This is a genomic window from Aneurinibacillus terranovensis DSM 18919, assembly GCF_000430625.1.
Lineage (GTDB): Bacteria > Bacillota > Bacilli > Aneurinibacillales > Aneurinibacillaceae > Aneurinibacillus_B > Aneurinibacillus_B terranovensis.
On sequence record NZ_AUMJ01000018.1, the window covers coordinates 19,860 to 42,109 of the forward strand.

Consider the following 22,250-nt stretch of genomic DNA (forward strand, 5'->3'; position numbering starts at 1 on the left):
TATATCATGAACGGAATTTACATTTTCTGAATGTGTATAAATTTTCTCGATTTTAAATTGTTCACTTGGTTAACCGAAGTGTATAGAAAAAATTAATGCAGCAACTTCTCAATCTCTTCTTTCGGCAAATCAGCAGCCTCAGATAATTTGTCTATGTCCGTAATGCCAAGACGCAAGAGGTTTTTTATGACTTAATTCCTCAGACCATAAAAAGGAAGGATAAGCGGACCTGGCAGCCACCTATCCTTCCTTCCCTTTTTACCCTGCTTATTCGTCTTCTCTTATCCTCTCCCCCGCAAAAACCGGTCAATCCGCTCAACCGCCATTTCGAGGTTATCCATCGATGTAGCATAAGAGCAGCGGATGTGGTCTGTGCATTCCGGGCTGAATACGTTGCCCGGTACGACGGCGACTTTCTCCTTCAGAATGAGCTGCTCGGCGAATTCTTCGGCCGTTAGCCCGGTTGATGTAATTCTGGGAAATGCGTAAAAGGCCCCTTGCGGCTTGTGGCAGGAAAGCCCGATTTGTTCGAATGCCTTCACGACGTAATTACGGCGCTGCCGGTAGCTCTCGACCATGCGGTCCTTTGCTTCCATCCCGTGGCGCAGCGCCTCCAGCGCGGCTATCTGAGCCATAATCGGGGCGCAAAGCATCGTGTACTGGTGGATTTTCATCATCGCCTGAATGATGTCGACCGGCCCGGCTGCATATCCAAGCCGCCAGCCTGTCATCGCAAATGCTTTGGAGAAGCCGGAAAGCAAAATCGTCCGGTCTTTCATTCCGGGCTGTTCGGCGAAGCTAACATGTTGGGTGTCATACGTGAGTTCCGCATAAATCTCATCCGAGATCACCAGCAGGTCATGCCGGCCAACAACATCCGCAATTGCCGCTAGTTCTTCTCTTGTCATGATGGAACCTGTCGGGTTATTCGGAAAGCAGAAAATAACAGCCTTCGTTCGAGCGGTAATTTTTTCTTCCAGTTGCTCAGGCTTTAGTTTAAATTCATCCCCGATCACGGTCTCGACGGGCACCGGCACGCCGCCGGCCAGCCGGATGACCGGGTCATACGATACATAGCACGGCTCGACCACGAGCACTTCATCGCCCGGGTCTAGAATCGCCCGCAAAGCAAGGTCGATGCCTTCACTCGCCCCGACCGTGACAAGCACCTCTTTTTCCGGGTCATACGACACACGAAACGAAGAAGACAAATACCGGGTAATTTCCTCCCGCAGCTCATAGATCCCGCTGTTGGATGTATAGGAGGTATATCCCTTCTCCAATGAGGCAATAGCCGCTTCACGGACGTTCCACGGTGTAACAAAATCCGGCTCCCCCACTCCGAGCGAGATCACCCCTTCCATCGAGGATGCCAAATCAAAAAAGCGGCGGATGCCGGAAGGTGGAATCGATTGAATGGTTTGCGAAAGTCGGCTTTTATCGACAAGCGCTTCGGGCGACTTCGTCTGTGACTGGCTCATGGTGCGACAACCATCCTTTTGTCATCTTCCGGCTGTTCTAAAATCACGCCATCGTGCTTGTATTTTTTTAAAATAAAATGCGTAGTCGTGGAAATGACGGAGTCGAGGGCGGACAGCTTTTCGGACACAAACTGGGCAACCTGGCGCATCGTTTTTCCTTCTATGACTACGGACAGATCGTACGCGCCCGACATCAGGTACACGGACTGCACTTCCGGAAAGCGATAAATACGCTCGGCAACGTCATCGAAACCGACATCACGCTTCGGTGTGACTTTTACATCAATCATCGCGGTTACGAGGTCATTGTCACCGGCTTTCTCCCAGTTAACGATCGCCGGATACTTGATGATGATTTTGTCTTTTTCCATCCGGCTGATCGCCTGTTCCACTTCTTCCACACCCACATCCAGCATCGTTGCCATCGTTTCTGTTGAACGGCGGCTGTTCTCCTCTAACAGATGGAGGAGTTCTTTCATTTTCTGTTTCTCCACATCAATCCCTACCTTTCTACCTTCTAACTTGCTTCTGTTTTTTCTCCCGAATTGATTAAGTATTTAGACTTTTATATTGATAAGAAAGCTAGTATCCTATACGCTAAAGAAAACTTGGCTAGCGTCAAAGCCAAAGGCGCAGGTGATAGCCTTAGTCGGACTTCTGCGTGTAAGGAATTTCTACTTTCCTATACGCTAAAAAAATATAACTGCCGCCAAGCTGAAAGCAGCGGCGACAGCCTTGTTCATTGGTGGTTAGCCAAATATCAAATCGTACATGTGTGTATACGTGTGTAAATCAAATACTTCAAGAACGGGTCCTTTCCCAACCACACTATAGCCGATAATCAAGCCAAATAGCAAGGAAACAATCAGCAGAAAAGGAAAGAGCACCATCTTTAACGGGAGCGGCACAGGCTCGCGCGTATGCTTTTTCTTTTTCACCGTTTTCTGCCCGCCCGGCCGGGCTGCAGCTGAGACGGTTGTGTCTCTGGCTGTTTTACGCTGGTCTGCCATTCTATCCACCCTTATAAATTTGATTCGTTACACCAGCCATCTGGTCGGAATAGGAAAGGGCGCGGGCATTGAATTGCAGCGCACGCTGCGTCTCGATAAGCGTCGTCATCTCTTTGCGCAGATCGACATTTGACATTTCCAGACCGCCCTGACGAACACGAACGTCAGCAGGAATCGTGGTACTCGCATCCGCTGCCTGCGGAACCGTATAAAGATTATCCCCCAGACTCTGAAGCCTATACGGGTTCTGCACGGAATACAGGGCAAGTGCCGGGCCCGGCACGCGAGCACCTGCGCCAATCCGGTAGCTGAACTGCCCTTTGTCACTTACTTTCAGATCGGTGGCTGCTGCCGGAAGCACAATCGGCTGCCCATTAACTCCCATGACCGCATCCCCCTGAGCCGTCACCAGTTCAACCCGCGCGGGGTTCCCCGCCAGCGGACGAAGCTTAAAGGAACCGTCCCGTGTAAGGACGGGACCCGTAGCACCCGCCTGTCGACCAGGGATTCCTTGTTGCCGGATGGCGAAAAACGCATCGCCCTCTAAATACAGGTCGGTCGGAACATCCGTCTGCTTGATGGTCCCCTGCGTAAAGTCAATTTGCTGAGCGGTTTCCTTTACGCCCACGCCGGGGCGGATATGGTTTGGGGTCAATCTCCCCTGCTCATACTGTGGGTAAGGCTGGTTGTCGATTTCCCGTGTCAATAGCGTGGTGAAGTTTGTTTCATGACTTTTAAAGCCTGTCGTATTTACATTGGCAATATTATTGGCAAGTGTGTCCATTTTTATCTGCAGAGCCCGCATACCGGATGCAGCATTAATCATTGGTGTGTTCATCTTCTTTGCCCACCCCTTATCCGATTCGGCCTACTTCATTTAATTTCTGCAGCGTTGTATCGTAAGCGGAAAGCACCTTCTGATTTGCCTCATAGCTGCGCATCACGTTCAGCATATCAATCATCGAACGACCGGCATCCACATTCGAACGTTCGATGAATCCCTGTTTAATGGAAATTTCCCCGTCGACTGCCGGGTTATAGGCAGGCGGCTGGCCCTGTCCCGCAGGTCCTGTGTAGCGGAAGGTCGTATCCGCCTGCTTCACAAGCTGCATGTCCGGGTTGTTGATTTTGACCAAGCGAAGCTGCACGGGCGGAGCTGTGCTTCCCGGTACGATAAGCTGGCCTGTCCCGGTCACCTGCAGGTTTTTACTGTCAAGCGGCAGACCGCCAAGCAGCGCGCGCAGATTCACAGTCTGTCCGTTCGCTCCCAACACAGGATGGCCTTCGGGCGTCGCTAACATTCCGTTCGCGTCCATCGTCCAATTGCCGTTGCGCGTGTAGGAAACCTGGGGTTGTCCTTTCTCATCCACTGTCTGCACCGCGAAAAATATTTTGGGCTGTACCTGTCTTGCCCCCTGTGGTGGAACACCGTTGCGTACCTGTCCCGGTGGGATCGGTGTGCCGTTCTGCTGAACATAGACGGGTGCAAGATTCTCATCAGATAAGGCAATGTCGAGCGGTTTTCCCGTTTCTACAAGCGATCCCTGGACAAAGTTGGGGACGAGTTCCTGGTTATATACGCCATAAGAGAGCTGGCCTATCGGGCTCCTCCCGCCGGGAAAAGCAGGCATTCCGGCAACGTTAGAAGTATCGTGTATTCTTTCGAGCAAAAGTTCCGGAAAGCTCCGGTATACGGAGTCATCCGCTTTGTACCCTGGCGTATTCACATTGGCCAGATTATTCGTAATGGCTTCCTGGCGCGCCTGGTTGGCGATCATGCCGGAAGCCGCCGCATCGATTCCGCGCAGCATACCCATCCACCCTGCTTTCTTCCATCTTTTTCTTACTTTCCTCCACCTTGTCCAACTTCCATTAGCTCTTCTATAACTCTTCTATCTTCTGTCTTCTATGTTATTTCATGACTTACGCAAAGATATCGGAATTTTGGTGTTGTTTGAATTTTCGCTGCCTATAGTATACCAGATGTACCGAAAAAAAGAGTGAGGAAACCGGCCTAGGAGAAAATTTTCTTTTTGCTTCGGTTCTGGGGAGACTTGTCCAGATTCTCGAGCATGATACCTGTGCCCATCGCTACGCAGGCCATCGGGCTGTCTGCAACCATCACAGGCACCTTTAATTCCTCCGCGAGCAGTCGGTCCAACCCGTGCAAAAGCGCGCCTCCGCCTGTCAACATCACTCCACGGTCAATGATGTCCGCGGAAAGTTCCGGCGGTGTGCGTTCCAGAACGCTTTTCGACGCAAGCACAATCGCCTGAGCGACTTCTTCGAGCGCTTCCTGGACTTCATCGGATGTAATCGTAATGGTCTGCGGCAGCCCTGAGACCATGTCCCGGCCGCGGATATCGATCTCGTCGTTACGGGATCCGGGGAAGACCGTTCCAATCTGGATTTTAATGTCTTCCGCAGTACGTTCGCCAATGAGAAGCTTGTACTTTTCTTTAATATACTTCATAATCGCGGCGTCACACTTGTCCCCGGCCATTTTAATAGAAGAGGCGGTGACGATGTCTCCCATGGAAAGCACGGCTACATCTGTCGTTCCACCGCCCATATCTACTACCATGTTGCCATAAGGCTGGAAGATATCCATCCCGGCACCCACGGCAGCCACTTTCGGCTCTTCTTCAAGGAACACTTCTTTGGCACCGCATCGGAGGGCTGCTTCTCTGATAGCTTTCTGCTCTACTGAGGTGATTCCCGTAGGTGTACAGATCAAGATACGCGGCCGAGCCATGAACCCTTTCACACCAATTTTTTTTACAAAATAATTGAGCATCGATTCCGTTATGTCGAAATCTGCGATAACCCCATCGCGAAGCGGACGGATGGCGACAATATTCCCGGGCGTACGACCCACCATGCGGCGCGCCTCTTCCCCTACTGCTAAGACTTTTTTCGTATAGCTGTCGATGGCAACAACCGATGGTTCATCCAGTACGACGCCCCGTCCCCTGACAAAAATCAGTACGTTGGCCGTTCCTAAGTCAATTCCGATGTCTTTGCCTAACATGAAAGGTCCTCCCTGCAACAAGTGATTCATCAAAATATTGTACTATGCATTTAGTCATGTAACAAGGAGATTTTTTCCTATACGAACTCTTCTACGTTCCCCTTCACATTCGGGACTGTCTTGTGTTTGTATTTGATTTTCGTGGCCTCCCCTCCGCGCAAGTGTCGGACTGACTTATGGTATTCAAGAATCTCTTTGACTTCATTGGCTAATTCCGGGTTGATTTCAGGCAATCGTTCTGTCAGATCCTTGTGCACCGTACTTTTCGACACGCCAAATTCTTTGGCAATCTTACGAACCGTGTTGCGTGTTTCTACAATATAGCGGCCTATCTTCATGGTTCGCTCTTTGATGTAATCGTGCACTCCCCTCGCCTCCCTAATGCTCATTAGTCTGATACATTATATTGAGAGGGGAGTCCATATATGCGAAAAAAGGCTGATTGGTACATGCCATCAGCCTTTTTTCTTCAATTTTCTTACGGAATCATCGGTTTTTACTTTGCAGCGGGAGTGGTATCGGTGGATGCGAGATATTTATCGGGTTGGACAGCTTCCCCGTTTTTGCGGACTTCAAAGTGCAGGTGAATGCCAAGGTCTTTTTCAAAGACGTTGCGTCCGGCTGTTCCGAGAACTTCGCCTTTTGTTACCTGGTCACCGACAGCTACTTTCGCATCGTCCAGGCTGGCGTATACGGTTTTCAGGCCGCCCGGATGCTCCACTTCGACTTCAAATCCCAGCATCGGGTCGCGTTCTGCCTTCGTTACTTTACCGTCAGCAGAGGCAATGACATCGAATGCTTTTTTATCCTTTGCCGCAATGTCAAGCCCGGTGTTCGGCCAGTATGAATGATCATACTGAACGAGGGCCGCTTCCTGTTCTTTCTTGTCAGCCGATGCATCAAAATAATTCATAACGGTCTGCGTCTGTGCCGCTTCCTTCACCGGCCAGATAAACGGTTTATCTGTTTGTGCTACCGGTACAGCCTGCTGCGGTTCTGTCAATTGAGCGGTTTGGTCCTTTGTTCCCTGCTTGGCGGGAATCCCTGCATCCATTCTGTTGATCGAATACTGCTTGCTGCCCTGATACCACATAATTGATGCTAGAATGATTGCTGCGATTCCCATGTAGAGAGCAGGAAATGTCCAACGTTTACCTAAAATACGCTTCCAGCCGCCCACTTTGACTTTTTGAACCGGGCTGGATTGTTTTTGTTCTTCACTCATTAATTATCACCTCAAATCCCATTGTTGACAGGATAATGAGGTTATAAACATGGTGATCGATAAGATTATGAATTTTTTGCTTTCAGCCATTTCATGTCGGACTCGACTGATACTCCCCTGTAAAAATAACGGACGATGTCATCGGCGGCTTTTCCCTGTTTGGCCATCCCATTGGCCCCCCACTGGCTCATGCCGACACCGTGGCCATAGCCTTTCGTATGGATGATAACGTTGTTTTTTTCAATCGAAAAGGAGAACTGCGTAGAGTACAGGCCAAGCTTCTCACGAATTTCCCGGCCGGTGTATTCTTTGTCTCCGATGCGTATTTTACCGACCCGCTTGCCCGGCGTGTAAGAAAGCACATGCTGCCAGGATGAACCGCCTGTCATCGCAGCCTGCGCCATGTTAATTCTAAGCTTTCTTTCAAATTCATATAGAGGCAGGCTAACTGTATCCTCGTAATGGGGTGCGTCTTTATCCCATGGAACGGCGACGCTTTGCAGGTACGGAATTTTCTGCCCCCAGTAATCTTCCGCACTCTCTGTATATCCGTTGCTCGTGGAAAAAAATGTAGCATTGATCGGTTTGTTCCCGTAAGTAAGGATTTGATTTGTCGTTTCGACCACCGCCTGATGAACCCGCTGCTGTTTCCAGCTGTAATCGCGGCCCCAGTTATTGCGAAGCTGACTGTCGTCATAATATACCTGATGCTTGACGGTGTCGGTGACATACGCTCCTTTCGGAACATCATTAAAGTTATTGCCGAGTATGCGGCGGACGATGTATGTTCGCGCGGCCAACGCCTGTGCTTTCAGGGCTTCGAGTTCGAATTCGGCAGGCTCCTCGGCTGCGACCACGCCCTCGATATATTTTTCAATCGGTACGTCCTCTACTTTCCCCGTTTCTACGCGGAAAACGCGGACAATATACGGATTCGGCTCTTCCTGTTTTACCTGCGGTGTGCGGGACACTCCGGAAACAGGGACCGCTTGATTGGAGTTGAGAGGACTGGCGCCGGAACCCGATAGAAAAACAAGCGCTGACGGGACGACAAGCAGAATGATTACGCTGGCGAATAGACCGTACAAGATATAATACTTCGTTTGTTTTTGCCGTTTCATATCGTTCCCCTTTCTCGCTGCTGATGGACAACTCATTAGTAAGAGTATGAGGCAGGGGGACGAGATATGCGGGGAATTGTGAGAGGAGGATGGATCATTTTTAGTTTTTCGTTCTCTTTCTTTTCAAGGAAATATAACTGTTCCCTTTTCCGCCCGGCACAGGAATCTTAAACACATTTTTTTGATGTAGAAAAAAGACACCATTCCTTTATTGGAATGGCGCCGAAGTTTGTGAAATAGTCGATTTTTGTTACTGATCGCATTACTTATCGCACTACTACTCATGTCCGACTTCGATGACCTGGCCTGTGAGGGCGTCGATGTATTCGCCGTTATACCGGGTTGCCGGGGCGTAGACAAGAACCGGGGCAGGGGCTTTCTGGCCCATGAATTCGGGCCACATGTACTGTAGGGTTAGCGGGTATTTGTTAAGATAGGCGGCAGCGGCCTGCTCTTTTGTTACGATGTTTCTGCTGTCAGGCAGGGAGGCTTTGACGTCTCCTCCACGGAGGAAAATGTTGCGGACTTTTCCTGTGGTAAGGTCAACCTCTACGCTGGTGGCACGGCTGGAAACGGGTATGCCGTTATTCAGCTCGGTAAATGTAACAAACAGAAAATGCGGCATCGTAGGTAGCTTATTTTTATCCACCCAGCCGGGGATCGCTCCCTGTTCGAAGCAGCTCATTTGCACTTGCTTCACATCCGTCGGCAGATATTTTTCCGCCGCTTCCAGTGCGATATTTTGCGCTTCATCTTTTGTAACGGTCTCTTTTATACTTTCCGCTTCTTCCCCGAAAATGGAACCTATCTGCATGACTCTTCCTTCACTCGTCGTTTGAACCGAATACCCCGCGTTTCCGCGGTCATCCTTTCTCCACTGGTACATTGTTGCTTCTCGTTCCTTCATTCCATGCTTTTCTTCCTCAAGCTTATAGCCGGTTACATCAACGCCAAATTCATTCATAAGTAACTCAGCCGCTTCTTTGGCTGATTTGGCCACAAGTACTTTTCCAAGGGGAGAAACGTTTACCGTTTTGGTTCGCTCGTTAAAATCCATTCCAGCCTGTACTGGCTGACCTGTTCGCGCGTCAATAGGCTGAAGACCTAAAGGCATATACTTAAGCACCGGATGAATCCCTACGGGCCCGTTCCATGTATAGGCTGTGGGCTGCGCTTCATCATAAACGAGCTTCAAATTAACGGATGCGACATACGCTTTTTCCGCCTCTTCCTGTGTTATGAGCTTCGCTGCATCCGGAAATTTACTTTCATCTATCTGCTCACGATTCAGATTGTAAAAACTCACCACGTGGCCCGCTTCATTTACACCAATGCGGTATCCGCTGTTGGTGAGTGCAATTCCTTTCACCATGCGGAGAAAAGAAACAACTGCTTCACTATAAGATGCCCGGTTTCCGTTTTTATCTACCGACGTCATCCCACCTGACTCAACGAAATCCGACATCTTATAGTTCTTTACCTGATCTTCGCCAATTACACTCGTTAAGAAAACCTCAGCCTTTTCCTTTGCGGCAAAAGGTGCCGGGTTTTTATCGGACGCCCATAACGGGTCGTGGATATTAAAATTAAATAAGGCACCTGTATTGCCATTAATCATCACAATCGCACTGGCGATTTCTCCCTCGGCTGTTTTATCGGGATTAGGATTTTTACTTAGGAAGATAACCCATAAACCGTTTTCACTGTGTTTGTTCATAATTGTAAAATCTTTTAACTCCGGCACCAGACTGTACAGCTTATCCAGTGATTCCTGAACCACTTGAGGCAGCGGCTGTTCCGCTAAAGCGTCCGCAGCGGTTTTAACGGCCGTTGCAGCTGCAGTTGGTTCTGATGCAAAAATGGATGTGGTGGAAATGGTGGAAAGAAGGCTTCCCGCAAGAAGAGCAATCATAAGCTTTCTTGTCTGTTTCATATATATCTCCCCCCTTAGTAACTGACCGACTCTTTTTTAGCTCATTAAATAATAGACGAAACAGCAGGTCAAAATGTTTCAAAAATGTTGAGCTTAAGCTGTCTATTTATGTGCGATGCGTATAGATCTACAGCTGTGGTACCATATTGGTTAACAAAAATGGAATGCCGTGAGATCGTTACGTTCACGCCTTTCACGTTATAGTAAAATAAAAGGGATAGTTTGGAATAGAGGAGGAATGCAATATGCTGCTGCCAAAAGGATTGCACGAACAAATTGTCCGGATTGTTTCAGGCGTAGCAGATGTTGAAAAAGTGATTCTTTTTGGTTCGCGTGCATGCGGGGATGCAAATGATCGTTCTGATGTCGATCTCGCTATAGTTTGTCCGAATGCCAACCAAAAGCAATGGATCGAACTCGCCTTTGCCCTGGAAGAAATAGATACCTTATTGAAACTGGATGTGGTTCGTTTAGAGGAAGCGTCGATGCCCCTACAGAATAAAATTCAGGAAGAGGGGGTTGTGTTGTATGAGCGAACGTAAGGCAATACAAAGTCTGCTGAACTTGGAAAGGTCTCTAACAAGGTTAGGTGAGGCTCTAAAAGAGAAGGAAGAAAACTCGTTAATGATCGATGGGACAATTCAGCGATTTGAATTTGTGATTGAACTATTTTGGAAATCCCTAAAACGGTTGCTTGAAGAGGAAGGGATCCATACCAATACCCCGCGGGAATCGTTAAAACAGGCTTATCAGGCTGGATGGTTGCATGATGAAAACATCTGGCTTCAAATGCTGCGTGACCACAATGAAACTTCGCATGTATACGATGAAGAGGCCGCCAGAAGAATTTACGACAATATCAAACAATACTATCCTCATATGGTGAATACTTATGAATTACTAAAAAGAAACTATATAATAGAGTAGGTTATTATTACCTGGGATCAAATCCAACAATGCTTTGAGAAAAACTCGCGGGCGTTGCCGCTCGTCCTTTTTCTGCAGGGAAGCGAAACGGCCGCTTAGTGACCGGAAGGTCGGACCGACAAAACATCCGGGTATCTCAAGGATGGAGACAATTGTCGGTCTGATCGACCTTCCGGCCACACGCTCCACATCGAAAAAGAAACGTTCGGCACACCCCCGCGAGTTTTTCTCAGGTGACCAATGGAAGAAAGTATATGTTGCTTTAACACTGTAAAGCAACATATACTTTCTTTAACGGTAAAGAAAACTTGGCTAGCGCCAAGCCAAAGGAGCAGGCGGTAGCCTTAGTTGCACTTTGGCGTATAGGAAAGTTATACTTTCCTATACGCCAAAAAAGAGGCCTGCGCGTTGTATAAACGGCAGGCCTCTTTCATATAAATGATTAATAATACCATTAAGCTAATGATGCCGATGTGCGAATGCTGATAGCCGGTACTTCTTCTTTTACTTCTTCCGTTACCAGTTGTACAACCGGAGTTGTGATGCGTTCGATGTCGGCTCCAATCCCCTTTAGCTTTGACACAATATCGACATACCCGCGGTCAAGGTGGTGGAGTTCGGTTACTTCCGTTTCACCCTCACAGATAAGTCCGGCGAGGATAAGCGCCGCGCCTGCACGGAGGTCTGTCGCTTTTACTTTTGCCCCGGAGAGATACGCTCCGCCTTCCACAATGGCTGTACGCCCGTCAATCTTAATCTTCGCACCCATGCGTTTAAACTCGTCTACGTGCATAAAGCGATTTTCAAAAACCGTCTCCGTAATCAGGCTGGTTCCCGGTACAGAGAGCATAATGGCCATAAACTGTGCCTGCATGTCTGTCGGGAATCCTGGATGCGGCAGGGTTTTTACGTCAACAACCTTCAGTTCCTTTTCTGTATGTACACGAACACCATTCTCAACCTCTGTAATCGTAACACCCATTTCACGCAGTTTCGCAATCACCGGTTTTAAATGATCCGTTATTGCATTCTCAATGATGACATCCCCGCGGGTAATGGCGGCTGCCACCATAAATGTCCCGGCTTCTACCCGGTCCGGAATGACAGAGTGAGTAGCACCCGTTAGTACTTCAACGCCTTCGATTCGAATGGTGTCCGTACCGGCCCCGCGGATGCGTGCGCCCATCGCGTTCAAGTAATTGGCGAGATCCACAATTTCAGGCTCCATAGCCGCATTTTCAATTGTTGTGGTTCCTTCCGCCATTGAAGCAGCCATGATGATGTTCTCAGTAGCACCAACACTAGGAATATCGAGATAAATTTTCGTTCCTTTCAGCTGCCCGTCCACACTTGCGTCAATATAGCCCTGGCCGATTTCAACTTTTGCACCCATCGCCTGAAAGCCTTTCAGGTGCTGGTCAATGCCGCGCGAACCAATGGCACATCCCCCCGGCAGCGGAATTCTCGCCTTCCCTTTGCGTGCCAGAAGCGGCCCCATAACCAGAAAAGATGCCCGCATCTTCCGTACCCATTCATAAGGTGCCTCGGTTGACGATAGTTCCCGTGCATCGACGGTTAGAACTTCAGATTCTTTATTGTAATGAACGTTTACATTCAATGCTCTAATAACTTCACTGATGGTATAAACATCGTCCAACCCAGGTACTTCATGAATCGTACTTACACCTTTTTCTGCCAGAATTGATGCTGCAATGATAGGTAAAACGGCGTTTTTTGCACCATGTACCCGAACGTTACCCGATAGACGCTGTCCACCGCGGATGATAATCTTATCCACGTCACATTTCCCCCCACGTACTGCTTTTTATCCTGCTAGTATTCCATTGTAATGATCGGTATTCCGATGGTTACTAATGTTTTTTGATCAAGTTCATCGTAATGTGTGGCAACTTGCAAATTCATTTTGTTATGATTCGTATAGATTTGTGTTTTAATTTGGGGCGAATAGGCTGAATAACTTAAAACCGTATTGTCTTCCAACGCTTCCACAATATTACCATTAAAGTAGGAAACGATTTCCTTACTTTTCGCTTTCTGCAAGTCATTTTTCAGTTTACCACTATAAAATCCTCTTACACAAGTATTTATTTGGAGTACATGTGAACCATTTATTTCATTTTGTTTCAATACTTTGGTCACTTGCTGTATGGCCGCAACCTGATCATCTTTACCCGTTACATCTACGGACAAACCGATTTTTTTACCTTTCGTTTCCTCAATTGGGTTTGTGTCAAGGTAAAAAGACACATTGATTCCTTTATATTCACCGACCGCATGAAAAACGTCAGGTGCCGTGGCCACCGGTTCAAAGCGCGCAATGCTAAAGCGGCTCATCAACTGCTGCTTCCAGCTACCATATTCACGTTCGGATTGAAATTGCTTCTCAAGCTTCACACGCGATTGAATGGTCGATATCACAGCTCCGGATTTGCGTGCAGCCGTAACCATGTCATGAAGCTCCGCAAACGACTGGTTCACCTGCTCCTGATACGAGTCCTTTCCCTGCGCAAACACCGTGTATACACCAAGATAAAAAATCACAAAAATAAAAAGAATTCCTTTTCCCCAGGCGCTTTTTTTATTCATTTCGTACCCTCTCCCACGTCTCTTTTACTACAAGTTTGTACGAAAAGAGAGGGGACTATACCTCCGAAATGCGCCGACCGAAAAGGTTCGAGGACAGAATGCATCGAATCCGTTGTATTTTTGCGGGTTTTCCCTTGCAGGGAAGTATTAAGTGTCCGTGCTCCTCTTCCACGTGTAGTGGAGAGGGCTAAAAAAACTGCTGCAGCATGCGCGTCCACCCGAAGTAGTCGCTGAAAAATACAGATACGGAGTGGCCGAGCATAATCGAGAGTAAAATTTGCAGGAGTTTGGCCCTCCCGCCCTTTGGATTGCTGACAAATAAGTCGAAACGAAACGCCTGTAAAGCCCAAAAACTAATACCAATAAAAATTAACGACATTACAATGTTGATGGCGCCTGCCATTGCCATGGGTTCTCACTTCCTCATCTAAATCTATGTCTAAAATTTTTTCAATGTACAACTTTCGCCAGGTAAAACTTCATAGCAGAAAAGAGGAATGCTTCGCAAGCATTCCTCTTTCTATATATTACACTCTCTATATTACATCATATACTGCACTATTGTCCTGCGGTTTGGAGCATTTGTGCAAACGGGAAATGGGCATGAATATATCCCATCACGCTGCCGGGCAGGATGCCGGCGGCAACTGTTCCAACAAAAGCGACAATCAGGACAATCACAATCGTTGCAGGCACTTTAAGCGGTGCTTCTGTTTTGCCCGGACGCATATACATCTGGCGAATAAAGCCGAAGTAGTAGAAATACGAGACCACGCTCGTAGCAATCATAATACCCGACAACCAGTATCTATGGTAGGCGAGCGCACTCAACAAAATGTAGAACTTCCCGACAAATCCTGCCGTCACCGGAATACCTGCCAGCGAAAGGAGGAAAAATGTCATCGCAATAGCCAGCCACGGCGCCCGGTGGTACAAACCGGCAAACGATGTCACATCTTCCGTATTCTGATCGCGGTTTACGAGCATCATAACCGCGAAGATTCCCATATTCGCACACAAATAGGCGAACAGGTAGAAAATGGTTTGTTCATACAGCAGGATCGTAAAGGTTGCAAACGGAACGAGCAAATACCCGGCCTGTGCAATACTGGAATAGGCCATTAACCGCTTTGCATTAACCTGGCGCAGCGCCATCGTATTCCCGAGAATCATCGAGGCACCTGCCACAATTGCAACGATCGTCGCCCATTTTCCCAACAGCAGTGGAATCGGCTGACCGGTTGCCTTGTCGATATCCTGCAGGTTGTAAAGCATTACGAGGAAAACGCGAAGAATCATCGCAAATCCTGCCGATTTGGAAACGACGGACAGAAACGCGGTAATCGGTGTCGGCGCTCCCTGGTATACATCCGGTGTCCACATATGGTATGGCACCGCTGAAATTTTAAAGGAAAGCCCGACAAGCATCAACAGCAAACCGAGGAACATGATGAAGGAAAAGCCGTTCTGGACTTCCTGAGCCAGGCGTTCCCCGATCACATACAGGTTCGTTGAACCGGTAATTCCATAGATGAATGACATCCCGTACAGCGTAATGGCGGTTGCAATTCCTCCGGACACTACGTATTTAAACGACGATTCATTGGACTGGATATGATTTTTTCTCGTTCCAACCATAATATAGGAAGAGATCGACAGCAATTCGAGGCCGACGAACAGCGTAATTAAATCCGCGGACGAGGCCATAATCATTCCGCCAAGCAGTGCTGTTAAGAGCAAATAGTAGAACTCTCCGGAATAAATAATGTTATTTTTATCAATGTAATTGATGGAAATCAAAAAAACAAACGCGACTCCGCCCAGCAGAATCAGCTTAAATCCATTCGCATACCCGTCAAGGCGGAACATGTCCGCCATAATCGAAACGACACCATGACCGGTATTTTTCACCACAAAAAATCCTGCGAGAATTAACCCTGCAAATCCGATCCAGGCAAGAATGCGGCGGTCGGATTTCTTCGGCATAAACAGGTCAATCAGGGAAAGGAGTGTGGCCACACCGAGTATGGTAAATTCGGGAGTCATAGCCGACCAGTCAAACTGGGCCAGCGCCCCCCATTTACTAACACCATTCATCAGCCTTATCCTCCTATCCTCGGTACAATATTCTGTAAAGTAGCCTGCAGCGGTCCGCTTAGTATGGCAGGATATACGCCAATAAGGATAACGAGACTTAACAGGACAATCATCGGAATGACTTCAGCCGTTTGAACATCGGCCAGCCCTTGGTACCGCTCCTGCATCGGGCCGAACGTTGTACCAAGAATCGTACGGAGCAGGTAAACGGCTGTAAAAATAAGCCCGAGTGCTCCTACGGCCGCAATAACAGGCTTGGAACCAAATAAACCTACAAAGGAAAGGAACTCACTCACAAACCCTGACATCCCCGGTAAACCAACGGAAGCCATCATGGCGGTTAACAACACACCGCTGATCATCGGCATGGATTTGGCCAGTCCGCCTAATTCGCGAATGTCTGTTGTACCGGTTCGTTGATATATAAGGGAAACCATATAGAACATGAGCGCGGCAATCAGGCCGTGTGATACCATTTGGAAAATGGCCCCCTGAAAGCCCTGTGCGTTCATCGCGGCCAGACCAAGCAGGATAATGCCCATATGGCTCACACTCGAATACGCCAGCATCAATTTCAGGTCACTCTGGACAAAGGCAAGAACCGCGCCATACAGGATATTGATCACACCCAGAACCGCAATAAGCGTCGACAGCTGATTCATCCACTCGGGGAAGAAAGCCGCATTCATGCGGATTAACGCGTACCCCCCAATTTTAATTAATACACCGGAGGAAATCATAATCGCTGCCGGATTTGCTTCCTGGTACGCTTTCAGCATCCACGTGTGGAATGGAACAACCGGAATTTTAATCGCAAAAGCGATGAACAGAGCCAGGAACAGGCCAAAGCGGACCGTTTCCTGCAGATAGCCCGGAGCATCCGGGATGTTCAACTGGTTCATCGGGTCTGTCAGCACCTGCTTAATCTCAAACATATTGAGCGTCATCGTGTTCATGAACAAAGCGATAAACACAATGAACATAATCGCGGAACCGACCCCATTATAGAGCAAAAACTTCATCGCCGCTTTTTCCCGTTCAATATATCCCCATATTCCCATCAGGAAGAACATCGGGATAATCGTGAACTCGAAGAACACGAAAAACTGGAACAGATTAAGCGAAGTAAAGACACCAAGCATTCCGATTTCAATAATCAGGAACAGGACATAGAACTCTTTCCATCGCTTGTTAATGGCAAGCCCGGCGATCGATGCCATCGTCGCAATGACAGCTGTCAGCAGAACGAGCGGCATGGATAAACCGTCTACCCCCATTTCAAAGCGAATGGGGAATCCCTGACCTTGATTGCCTACCGGGATGGTAATCCAATCCCGTTTCAGCATAAACTGCAGGCCGCTCGCCGTATGGTCAAATCTAAAATACAGAACGACTACCATCACAAGCGGAATCAGCGTTGTAATGACGCCAATCGCTTTGACCAGCCCTGCCTGAGTCTTGGGAATGAACGCGAGGACAAGAATTCCGATCAGCGGTGAAAAAGTTAGCCATAAAAGAAAGTTCGCCATTATCCGAAATACCCCCCTACATACGTCAGGCCGGCAAGCAGCAGGACGAGGCCGATAAAAGCCACGGCGCCATACGTTTGAATGCGGCCGTTCTGGACGCTCGTTCCGGCTCCCCCGACACCGCGGGTGAAGTACGCAACAAAACGCACAAGACCGTCAATAATGTACGTATCGAACGCCTGTAAAACACGGCCGGTGGCCTTGAGTGAACGAACGAACACCGCATCGTAGATTTCATCAATGTAATACTTATGGTAAGACAGGCGATAAAACAGCCCACCCTCGCCTGTGCTGACGGCAGTTCCCCGTTTTCCGTACTTCACCCAGGCAAAGTAAATTCCGCTTAACGAAACAATGAGCGCCAGCGCGGTAATCCATACCGGACTACTTTGTTCCGCTTGCCCATTCGCGTGCAACGCGGCAAAATTATACGTTAACCATTCGCCGAGTGCGGGCTTCCACGGGGTATTAATAAAGCCGGCGATACAGGCAAGAACCGCAAGAATCATCATCGGCACGGTCATCACACTTGGCGATTCATGTGCATGGCCGCCTGATTTATCCTCACCGGTAAAAGTCAGGAAGAATAAGCGGAACATGTAGAACGCGGTAAAGAACGCGGCTACCACCGCGGCAGCAAACAAATCATACCGTCCGGAAGCATACGTAGCACCGAGGATTTCTTCTTTTGACCAGAATCCCGCAAACGGAAAAATCCCGGATATCGCAAGACAGCCGATCAGGAAAACGATCCCTGTGGTGCGCATCTTTTTCCAAAGCCCGCCCATTTCAAAAATATCCTGCGTATGCACCGCATGAATCACGCTGCCTGCCGCAAGGAAGAGAAGCGCTTTGAAAAAGGCATGAGTCATCAGGTGGAAAGTTCCCGCTACGTACCCGGCCGCACTGGCGGCACCAAGCGCCAACATCATGTAGCCAAGCTGGCTGACGGTAGAATAAGCGAGCACCCGTTTAATATCCCGCTGTGTTAAGCCGATCGAAGCGGCGAAAATTGCGGTAAAACCACCGATATAAGCAACGACATTGGCCGCTGTCGAGGAAGCCAGATACACATCGTACATGCGTGCGACTAAATATACCCCGGCCGCAACCATCGTAGCGGCGTGAATCAAGGCACTGACAGGTGTTGGACCTTCCATCGCATCAGGCAGCCACGTATGCAGCGGAAACTGGCCGGATTTTCCGACCGCACCGATAAAAATAAGAATCCCTATGAGGGTAATCTTCCACGGCTCAAGTCCACCGGCATGAATTTTATTGAAAATATCACTGTAATCGAAGCTGCCAACCCACCAGAAAATAAGGCAAATCCCGATAAACAGTCCCACGTCCCCGATACGGGTTACGATAAAAGCTTTCTTCGCTGCAGCTCTTGCTTCCGGTTTGAAATAATAAAAACCGACAAGGAGGAACGAGCAGACGCCCACAAGCTCCCAGAAAATATAGAGCTGCAGGATATTCGGTGAAAGAACCACGCCAAGCATGGAGAAGGTAAATAGGGCAAGGTATTGATAAAATACCGAAAAACGTTCATCCCCGTGCATATATCCCTTCGAATAAATGTTTACCAGCATGCTGACAAGAGTAACGATAACCAGCATCATCGCATTCAACTGTGTGACTTCAAAGCCCATCGTAATTTTATGACCGGCGTACGTCACCCAGTTGAAGTTAATATTGATATAATCCTGGGCTCCTTCGGCAAACCGCTTCATAAAAACAAGAACAGCAACAATAAAGGAGACGAGCGTAGCCAGTATTCCTATATAGGCCGAAGCTTCCTTCATCTGGCGTCCAAAGCATACGAGCAGCACGAAAGCTACAAGCGGAAAGAGCGGTATGAGCCAGGCATTTGCTAACATATCCATACAGTCACCAATCCTTTTTCCATTCTATCGCTTCATTAAGTCCATCTCATCCACGTTTACCGTACTGCGGTTGCGGTACAGGGAGATGAGAATGGCAATGCCTACGGCTGCTTCGGCTGCGGCTACCGTGATCGTAAACAGGGAGAAAATCTGCCCGGAAATATTTGCATTCACGCCTGATTTCGCGAAAGCGACAAGATTAATGTTCACCGCATTGAGCATCAGTTCAATCGATAACAGCACAATGACCGCATTGCGCTTTGTCAATGCCCCGTATAGCCCGACACAGAAGAGGATAAGTGCGACAAGCAAAAATGCGTTAACCGAGATACTCATTCTTCCGGTTCCTCCTTCTTAGCGAGAATAATGGCACCAACCAGGGCAACCAGAAGCAGGACGGAAACCAATTCAAACGGAATCACATAATGGCTGTACATTTGAATCCCAATTTCCTTTACATTGTTCTGGCTTGAAAAATCCGGACCCTGGTTCGGCCACTGCGTATGCTGAATCCCGAAAAAGACGATTCCGAAAAATACCACGATCGCCGCGAACGTGATAAACTGATGCGGCCCTTTCTTCACGTCGGTTTCCTCTGCGTCATGGCGGGTCAGCATGATTCCAAACAGCATCAGAATGGAAATCGCGCCGGAATACACTAACACCTGAACCATGCCGACGAATTCGGCTTCAAGCAGAATATAAAGTCCGGCGATGCTTAAGAAAGTAAAAGCAAGAGCAACAACCATATGTACAACCCGGGTGAAGCTGATCATGAAGACAGCTCCACCGATGCTCAGTAAGGAGAGAACAAAAAATGCGACTAACTGACCGCTCACTACGCGTTCCCTCCCCGTACGTTGGTGTTATTTTCGTTTAACCAGTCGAGGTTTTTAAAGAGCTCATCTCTGCTGTAGGCAGCCAATTCGAAATTGGTTGTCATAACAATCGCCTCTGTTGGGCATACTTCTGTGCAAAGATCGCATAAAATGCAAATCTCAAAATTAATATCGTACGTATCGATGACTTTCCCTTTTTTATTCGGGTCTTCGCTCTTTTTGCCAATCAGGTTAATACAGCCTGTCGGGCAAATCCGGGCGCACTGGTTACATACAATGCATTTATCCGGTGAGAAGTGCTGAATCCCGCGAAAGCGTTCCGGCCAATCCACTTTTTGATCCGGATACATGTGGGTTATCTTTTTATTCGTCATCTGTTTAAAGGTGTACGCCAACCCTTTAGCAAAACCTAGCATACTATCACCCTCCTACATTAAAAGCGTTTTGACAATGGCGGTGATAAAAATATTGACCAGCGCCAGCGGCAGCAGTACTTTCCAGCCCAGCTGCATTAACTGGTCCACGCGCATCCTTGGCAACGTGGCCTGCAGCCAGAAAATAAAGAAAACAATGGCACAAAACTTCAGAATAAACCAGATAATGCCCGGTATGAAACTGAGGAAAGCAAACGGTGGCAGCCAGCCGCCAAGGAACAGGACTGTCGTTAACGAAGCCATTGCAAAAATATACACATACTCAGAGAGCATGAAGAAAGCCCAGCGAAATCCGCTGTACTCTACGTGGTAACCGGCGACCAGTTCCGACTCGGCTTCCGTTAAATCGAACGGTGTCCGACTTAATTCAGCGAGCTGCGCGATGATGAAAATCACGAAGCCAAGGATTTGTGGGATAAAAAACCACATACCCATTTCTTTTTGTTTTTGAACGATGTCGATCAAGTTAAGGCTTCCAGTTAGGAGAATGACCCCCACAACGGACATAACGAGCGGAATCTCGTAACTAATCATCTGCGCGGCGGAACGCATCCCCCCAAGCAGCGCATACTTATTGTTCGAAGCCCATCCGCCGGTAACGACGCCAAGTACGCTAATGCCGGAGATTGCAATGTAGTAAAGCACACCGACCCCAATATCGGCAAAGTGCAGATTCGGCGTAAACGGCATAATAGCCAGTACAGCGAAAGCCGGCATAAAAGCGAGAACCGGTGCAAGAGCAAACAGCGGCTTATCAGCAGCCTTTGGAATGATATCTTCTTTTAACAGGAGCTTCAATACGTCGGCCACCGTTTGTAAAAGGCCGAGCGGACCGACGCGATTAGGACCTAACCGGAGCTGCATCCAGCCGATTTGTTTACGCTGAAAATAAATCGCGTACGTAACGAAACCAAGCACGATGGCAAGCAAAACAACGGCCGACAGCACAAAAATAAGGCCGTTTTGCCAGCCAAGGCTTTGCGAAAGATATTGACCCATTATCCGTCTACCTCCCCTAACACGATATCAATGCTGCCCAGAATGGCAATCATGTCAGCAACATTTTGACCTTTCAACATCTTAGGCAAAATTTGCAGGTTAGCAAATGAAGGGCGACGGAACTTAATGCGGTATGGTTTATCTTTCCCTTTGCTGTTGATATAGCATCCGATTTCTCCGCGAGGCGCTTCAATCCGGGTAAAGACCTCACCTTCCGGCACGCGCAGGACGCGGGGAACTTTGCCCATTACTTCCCCATCCGGGATTTGCTCAACCGCCTGTTCGATAATGCGAAGCGATTGTTTTATTTCTTCCATGCGGATTAAATAGCGGGCATAGCAATCTCCGTAGTCATATGACGGCACATCAAATTCAAAACGATCATAAATGGAATACGGAACATTTTTACGCAAATCCCACTTAACTCCGGTGGAACGAAGCAGGACACCGCTGAGCGAATAGTTGATCGCCTCTTCCCGGGTAATGACGCCAACGCCCTGAACGCGCTTCAAAAACACTTCATTGCCGCTGACGAGACGATGGTATCCTTCCAGTTCTTTGCGCATATAAGGAACAAAGTCTTTTACTTTTTGAATCCAGCCCGGCGGAGCATCCCATTTCACACCACCCACCCGCATATAGTTATAGGTCAAGCGGGCCCCGCATATTTCATTGAACAAGCGCACGATAATTTCACGGTCCCTGAAAGCATACAGGAACGGCCCCATCGCACCAAGGTCAAGCAAGCCCGTCCCAAACCATACCTGGTGACTGGCGATACGCTGTAATTCCATCACGATAACACGGAGAAATTCGGCGCGTTCGGGAATCTCTAATCCCATTGCCGTTTCGACGGAATGAACCATCATATAGTTGTTGGTCATAGCCGACAAGTAATCCATCCGGTCTGTATACGGAATGATTTGCGTGTAGTTTAAATCTTCCGCCAGCTTTTCCGTACCGCGGTGCAAATAGCCGATGACAGGGGTTGCTTCCGTGATCGTCTCCCCGTCAATTTTTACAACAAGGCGGAACACCCCGTGCGTACTTGGATGCTGAGGACCCACGTTCAACAGCATTTCTTCTGTTCTAATGTTTTTGCCTGTTGTTGTTACGTCACTCATGTCC

General features: G+C 48.3%; 24 protein-coding genes. 3 read left to right on the forward strand and 21 right to left on the reverse strand.

The features are described 5' to 3' along the window. Positions 1-281 precede the first annotated feature (281 nt). The 10 genes from H525_RS0104365 to H525_RS0104410 form a co-directional block, all read right to left on the reverse strand. Positions 282-1,481, reverse strand: a complete 1,200-nt coding sequence (locus H525_RS0104365) for an aminotransferase (RefSeq protein WP_027415185.1) — start codon at positions 1,479-1,481, stop codon at positions 282-284. Then, positions 1,478-1,960 (reverse strand): Lrp/AsnC family transcriptional regulator, encoded by a 483-nt coding sequence (locus tag H525_RS0104370; protein ID WP_035099958.1) that lies wholly within the window; start codon positions 1,958-1,960, stop codon positions 1,478-1,480. Before H525_RS0104370 ends, H525_RS0104365 begins: the two co-directional genes overlap by 4 nt. A gap of 270 nt (positions 1,961-2,230) precedes the next feature. Further along, a complete protein-coding gene (locus H525_RS22815) occupies positions 2,231-2,491 on the reverse strand; it encodes a DNA-directed RNA polymerase subunit beta (protein WP_051330802.1) in 261 nt (86 codons plus the stop codon). 1 nt (position 2,492) lies between these two features. Next, entirely contained in the window at positions 2,493-3,329 is an 837-nt protein-coding gene (locus H525_RS0104380; RefSeq protein WP_027415187.1) for a flagellar hook-basal body protein, read from the reverse strand. Positions 3,330-3,345: 16 nt separating this feature from the next. Then, a complete protein-coding gene (locus H525_RS0104385; protein ID WP_425387651.1) occupies positions 3,346-4,308 on the reverse strand; it encodes a flagellar hook-basal body protein in 963 nt (320 codons plus the stop codon). A gap of 197 nt (positions 4,309-4,505) precedes the next feature. Continuing rightward, positions 4,506-5,522 carry a rod shape-determining protein gene (mreB, locus tag H525_RS0104390; RefSeq protein WP_027415189.1) on the reverse strand — a complete coding sequence of 339 codons (1,017 nt, stop codon included), beginning with the start codon at positions 5,520-5,522 and terminating at the stop codon, positions 4,506-4,508. 77 nt (positions 5,523-5,599) lie between these two features. Continuing rightward, positions 5,600-5,887 carry a sporulation transcriptional regulator SpoIIID gene (gene spoIIID, locus H525_RS0104395; RefSeq protein ID WP_027415190.1) on the reverse strand — a complete coding sequence of 96 codons (288 nt, stop codon included), beginning with the start codon at positions 5,885-5,887 and terminating at the stop codon, positions 5,600-5,602. A gap of 131 nt (positions 5,888-6,018) precedes the next feature. After that, positions 6,019-6,747 (reverse strand): M23 family metallopeptidase, encoded by a 729-nt coding sequence (locus H525_RS0104400; protein WP_027415191.1) that lies wholly within the window; start codon positions 6,745-6,747, stop codon positions 6,019-6,021. A gap of 65 nt (positions 6,748-6,812) precedes the next feature. Next, positions 6,813-7,868 (reverse strand): stage II sporulation protein D, encoded by a 1,056-nt coding sequence (gene spoIID / locus H525_RS0104405; protein ID WP_027415192.1) that lies wholly within the window; start codon positions 7,866-7,868, stop codon positions 6,813-6,815. A 277-nt stretch (positions 7,869-8,145) separates the two neighbouring features. Beyond that, on the reverse strand, positions 8,146-9,801 hold the full coding sequence (locus H525_RS0104410) for a YcdB/YcdC domain-containing protein (protein WP_027415193.1): 1,656 nt from the start codon (positions 9,799-9,801) through the stop codon (positions 8,146-8,148). Positions 9,802-10,046: 245 nt separating this feature from the next. Between H525_RS0104410 and mntA the strand changes: the two genes are divergently transcribed. The 3 genes from mntA to H525_RS26980 are packed head-to-tail and all read left to right on the forward strand — an operon-like array spanning position 10,047 to position 11,002. Further along, entirely contained in the window at positions 10,047-10,343 is a 297-nt protein-coding gene (gene mntA, locus H525_RS0104415; protein WP_081413222.1) for a type VII toxin-antitoxin system MntA family adenylyltransferase antitoxin, read from the forward strand. Then, a complete protein-coding gene (locus H525_RS0104420) occupies positions 10,330-10,728 on the forward strand; it encodes an HI0074 family nucleotidyltransferase substrate-binding subunit (protein WP_027415195.1) in 399 nt (132 codons plus the stop codon). The genes mntA and H525_RS0104420 overlap by 14 nt, the downstream gene beginning before the upstream one ends. Positions 10,729-10,762: 34 nt before the next feature. Beyond that, the gene (locus H525_RS26980) at positions 10,763-11,002 is read left to right on the forward strand and encodes a hypothetical protein (RefSeq protein WP_155837134.1); all 240 of its coding nucleotides are present in this window, start codon (positions 10,763-10,765) and stop codon (positions 11,000-11,002) included. Between the two features lie 180 nt (positions 11,003-11,182). On the opposite strand, the gene murA is transcribed toward H525_RS26980, so the two are convergent. From murA to H525_RS0104475, 11 genes are all read right to left on the reverse strand, one after another. Further along, positions 11,183-12,526 (reverse strand): UDP-N-acetylglucosamine 1-carboxyvinyltransferase, encoded by a 1,344-nt coding sequence (murA, locus tag H525_RS0104425; RefSeq protein WP_027415196.1) that lies wholly within the window; start codon positions 12,524-12,526, stop codon positions 11,183-11,185. 35 nt (positions 12,527-12,561) lie between these two features. After that, on the reverse strand, positions 12,562-13,335 hold the full coding sequence (locus tag H525_RS25350) for a YwmB family TATA-box binding protein (RefSeq protein WP_051330803.1): 774 nt from the start codon (positions 13,333-13,335) through the stop codon (positions 12,562-12,564). 187 nt (positions 13,336-13,522) lie between these two features. Next, on the reverse strand, positions 13,523-13,744 hold the full coding sequence (locus H525_RS0104435; RefSeq protein WP_027415197.1) for a DUF1146 family protein: 222 nt from the start codon (positions 13,742-13,744) through the stop codon (positions 13,523-13,525). A 149-nt stretch (positions 13,745-13,893) separates the two neighbouring features. After that, entirely contained in the window at positions 13,894-15,432 is a 1,539-nt protein-coding gene (gene nuoN, locus H525_RS0104440; protein WP_051330804.1) for an NADH-quinone oxidoreductase subunit NuoN, read from the reverse strand. 5 nt (positions 15,433-15,437) lie between these two features. Then, on the reverse strand, positions 15,438-16,961 hold the full coding sequence (locus H525_RS0104445; RefSeq protein WP_027415199.1) for a complex I subunit 4 family protein: 1,524 nt from the start codon (positions 16,959-16,961) through the stop codon (positions 15,438-15,440). After that, the gene (gene nuoL, locus H525_RS0104450) at positions 16,961-18,850 is read right to left on the reverse strand and encodes an NADH-quinone oxidoreductase subunit L (protein ID WP_027415200.1); all 1,890 of its coding nucleotides are present in this window, start codon (positions 18,848-18,850) and stop codon (positions 16,961-16,963) included. Before nuoL ends, H525_RS0104445 begins: the two co-directional genes overlap by 1 nt. A 24-nt stretch (positions 18,851-18,874) precedes the next feature. After that, positions 18,875-19,186 carry an NADH-quinone oxidoreductase subunit NuoK gene (gene nuoK / locus H525_RS0104455; RefSeq protein ID WP_027415201.1) on the reverse strand — a complete coding sequence of 104 codons (312 nt, stop codon included), beginning with the start codon at positions 19,184-19,186 and terminating at the stop codon, positions 18,875-18,877. Further along, positions 19,183-19,689: an NADH-quinone oxidoreductase subunit J gene (locus H525_RS0104460; protein ID WP_027415202.1), complete on the reverse strand. Its 507-nt coding sequence runs from the start codon at positions 19,687-19,689 to the stop codon at positions 19,183-19,185. The genes nuoK and H525_RS0104460 overlap by 4 nt, the downstream gene beginning before the upstream one ends. After that, the gene (nuoI, locus tag H525_RS0104465) at positions 19,689-20,105 is read right to left on the reverse strand and encodes an NADH-quinone oxidoreductase subunit NuoI (protein ID WP_027415203.1); all 417 of its coding nucleotides are present in this window, start codon (positions 20,103-20,105) and stop codon (positions 19,689-19,691) included. The genes H525_RS0104460 and nuoI overlap by 1 nt, the downstream gene beginning before the upstream one ends. Before the next feature lie 12 nt (positions 20,106-20,117). Continuing rightward, complete coding sequence (gene nuoH / locus H525_RS0104470; RefSeq protein WP_027415204.1) at positions 20,118-21,122, reverse strand: NADH-quinone oxidoreductase subunit NuoH; 1,005 nt, start codon at positions 21,120-21,122, stop codon at positions 20,118-20,120. After that, complete coding sequence (locus H525_RS0104475) at positions 21,122-22,246, reverse strand: NADH-quinone oxidoreductase subunit D (protein WP_027415205.1); 1,125 nt, start codon at positions 22,244-22,246, stop codon at positions 21,122-21,124. The genes nuoH and H525_RS0104475 overlap by 1 nt, the downstream gene beginning before the upstream one ends. Positions 22,247-22,250: the final 4 nt, after the last annotated feature.

Bases quoted from the DNA above. Each gene is read 5' to 3' on its own strand.
- H525_RS0104400 (WP_027415191.1), bottom strand. From the start codon at position 6,747: ATGAGTGAAGAACAAAAACAATCCAGCCCGGTTCAAAAAGTCAAAGTG.
- mntA (WP_081413222.1), top strand. From the start codon at position 10,047: ATGCTGCTGCCAAAAGGATTGCACGAACAAATTGTCCGGATTGTTTCA.
- mreB (WP_027415189.1), bottom strand. From the start codon at position 5,522: ATGTTAGGCAAAGACATCGGAATTGACTTAGGAACGGCCAACGTACTG.
- nuoH (WP_027415204.1), bottom strand. From the start codon at position 21,122: ATGGGTCAATATCTTTCGCAAAGCCTTGGCTGGCAAAACGGCCTTATT.
- H525_RS0104420 (WP_027415195.1), top strand. From the start codon at position 10,330: ATGAGCGAACGTAAGGCAATACAAAGTCTGCTGAACTTGGAAAGGTCT.
- H525_RS0104435 (WP_027415197.1), bottom strand. From the start codon at position 13,744: ATGGCAATGGCAGGCGCCATCAACATTGTAATGTCGTTAATTTTTATT.
- H525_RS22815 (WP_051330802.1), bottom strand. From the start codon at position 2,491: ATGGCAGACCAGCGTAAAACAGCCAGAGACACAACCGTCTCAGCTGCA.
- nuoL (WP_027415200.1), bottom strand. From the start codon at position 18,850: ATGGATATGTTAGCAAATGCCTGGCTCATACCGCTCTTTCCGCTTGTA.
- nuoN (WP_051330804.1), bottom strand. From the start codon at position 15,432: ATGAATGGTGTTAGTAAATGGGGGGCGCTGGCCCAGTTTGACTGGTCG.
- spoIID (WP_027415192.1), bottom strand. From the start codon at position 7,868: ATGAAACGGCAAAAACAAACGAAGTATTATATCTTGTACGGTCTATTC.
- nuoI (WP_027415203.1), bottom strand. From the start codon at position 20,105: ATGCTAGGTTTTGCTAAAGGGTTGGCGTACACCTTTAAACAGATGACG.
- H525_RS0104370 (WP_035099958.1), bottom strand. From the start codon at position 1,960: ATGAAAGAACTCCTCCATCTGTTAGAGGAGAACAGCCGCCGTTCAACA.
- H525_RS0104445 (WP_027415199.1), bottom strand. From the start codon at position 16,961: ATGGCGAACTTTCTTTTATGGCTAACTTTTTCACCGCTGATCGGAATT.
- nuoK (WP_027415201.1), bottom strand. From the start codon at position 19,186: ATGAGTATCTCGGTTAACGCATTTTTGCTTGTCGCACTTATCCTCTTC.
- H525_RS0104410 (WP_027415193.1), bottom strand. From the start codon at position 9,801: ATGAAACAGACAAGAAAGCTTATGATTGCTCTTCTTGCGGGAAGCCTT.
- H525_RS0104365 (WP_027415185.1), bottom strand. From the start codon at position 1,481: ATGAGCCAGTCACAGACGAAGTCGCCCGAAGCGCTTGTCGATAAAAGC.
- H525_RS0104475 (WP_027415205.1), bottom strand. From the start codon at position 22,246: ATGAGTGACGTAACAACAACAGGCAAAAACATTAGAACAGAAGAAATG.
- H525_RS0104385 (WP_425387651.1), bottom strand. From the start codon at position 4,308: ATGGGTATGCTGCGCGGAATCGATGCGGCGGCTTCCGGCATGATCGCC.
- H525_RS0104380 (WP_027415187.1), bottom strand. From the start codon at position 3,329: ATGAACACACCAATGATTAATGCTGCATCCGGTATGCGGGCTCTGCAG.
- H525_RS25350 (WP_051330803.1), bottom strand. From the start codon at position 13,335: ATGAATAAAAAAAGCGCCTGGGGAAAAGGAATTCTTTTTATTTTTGTG.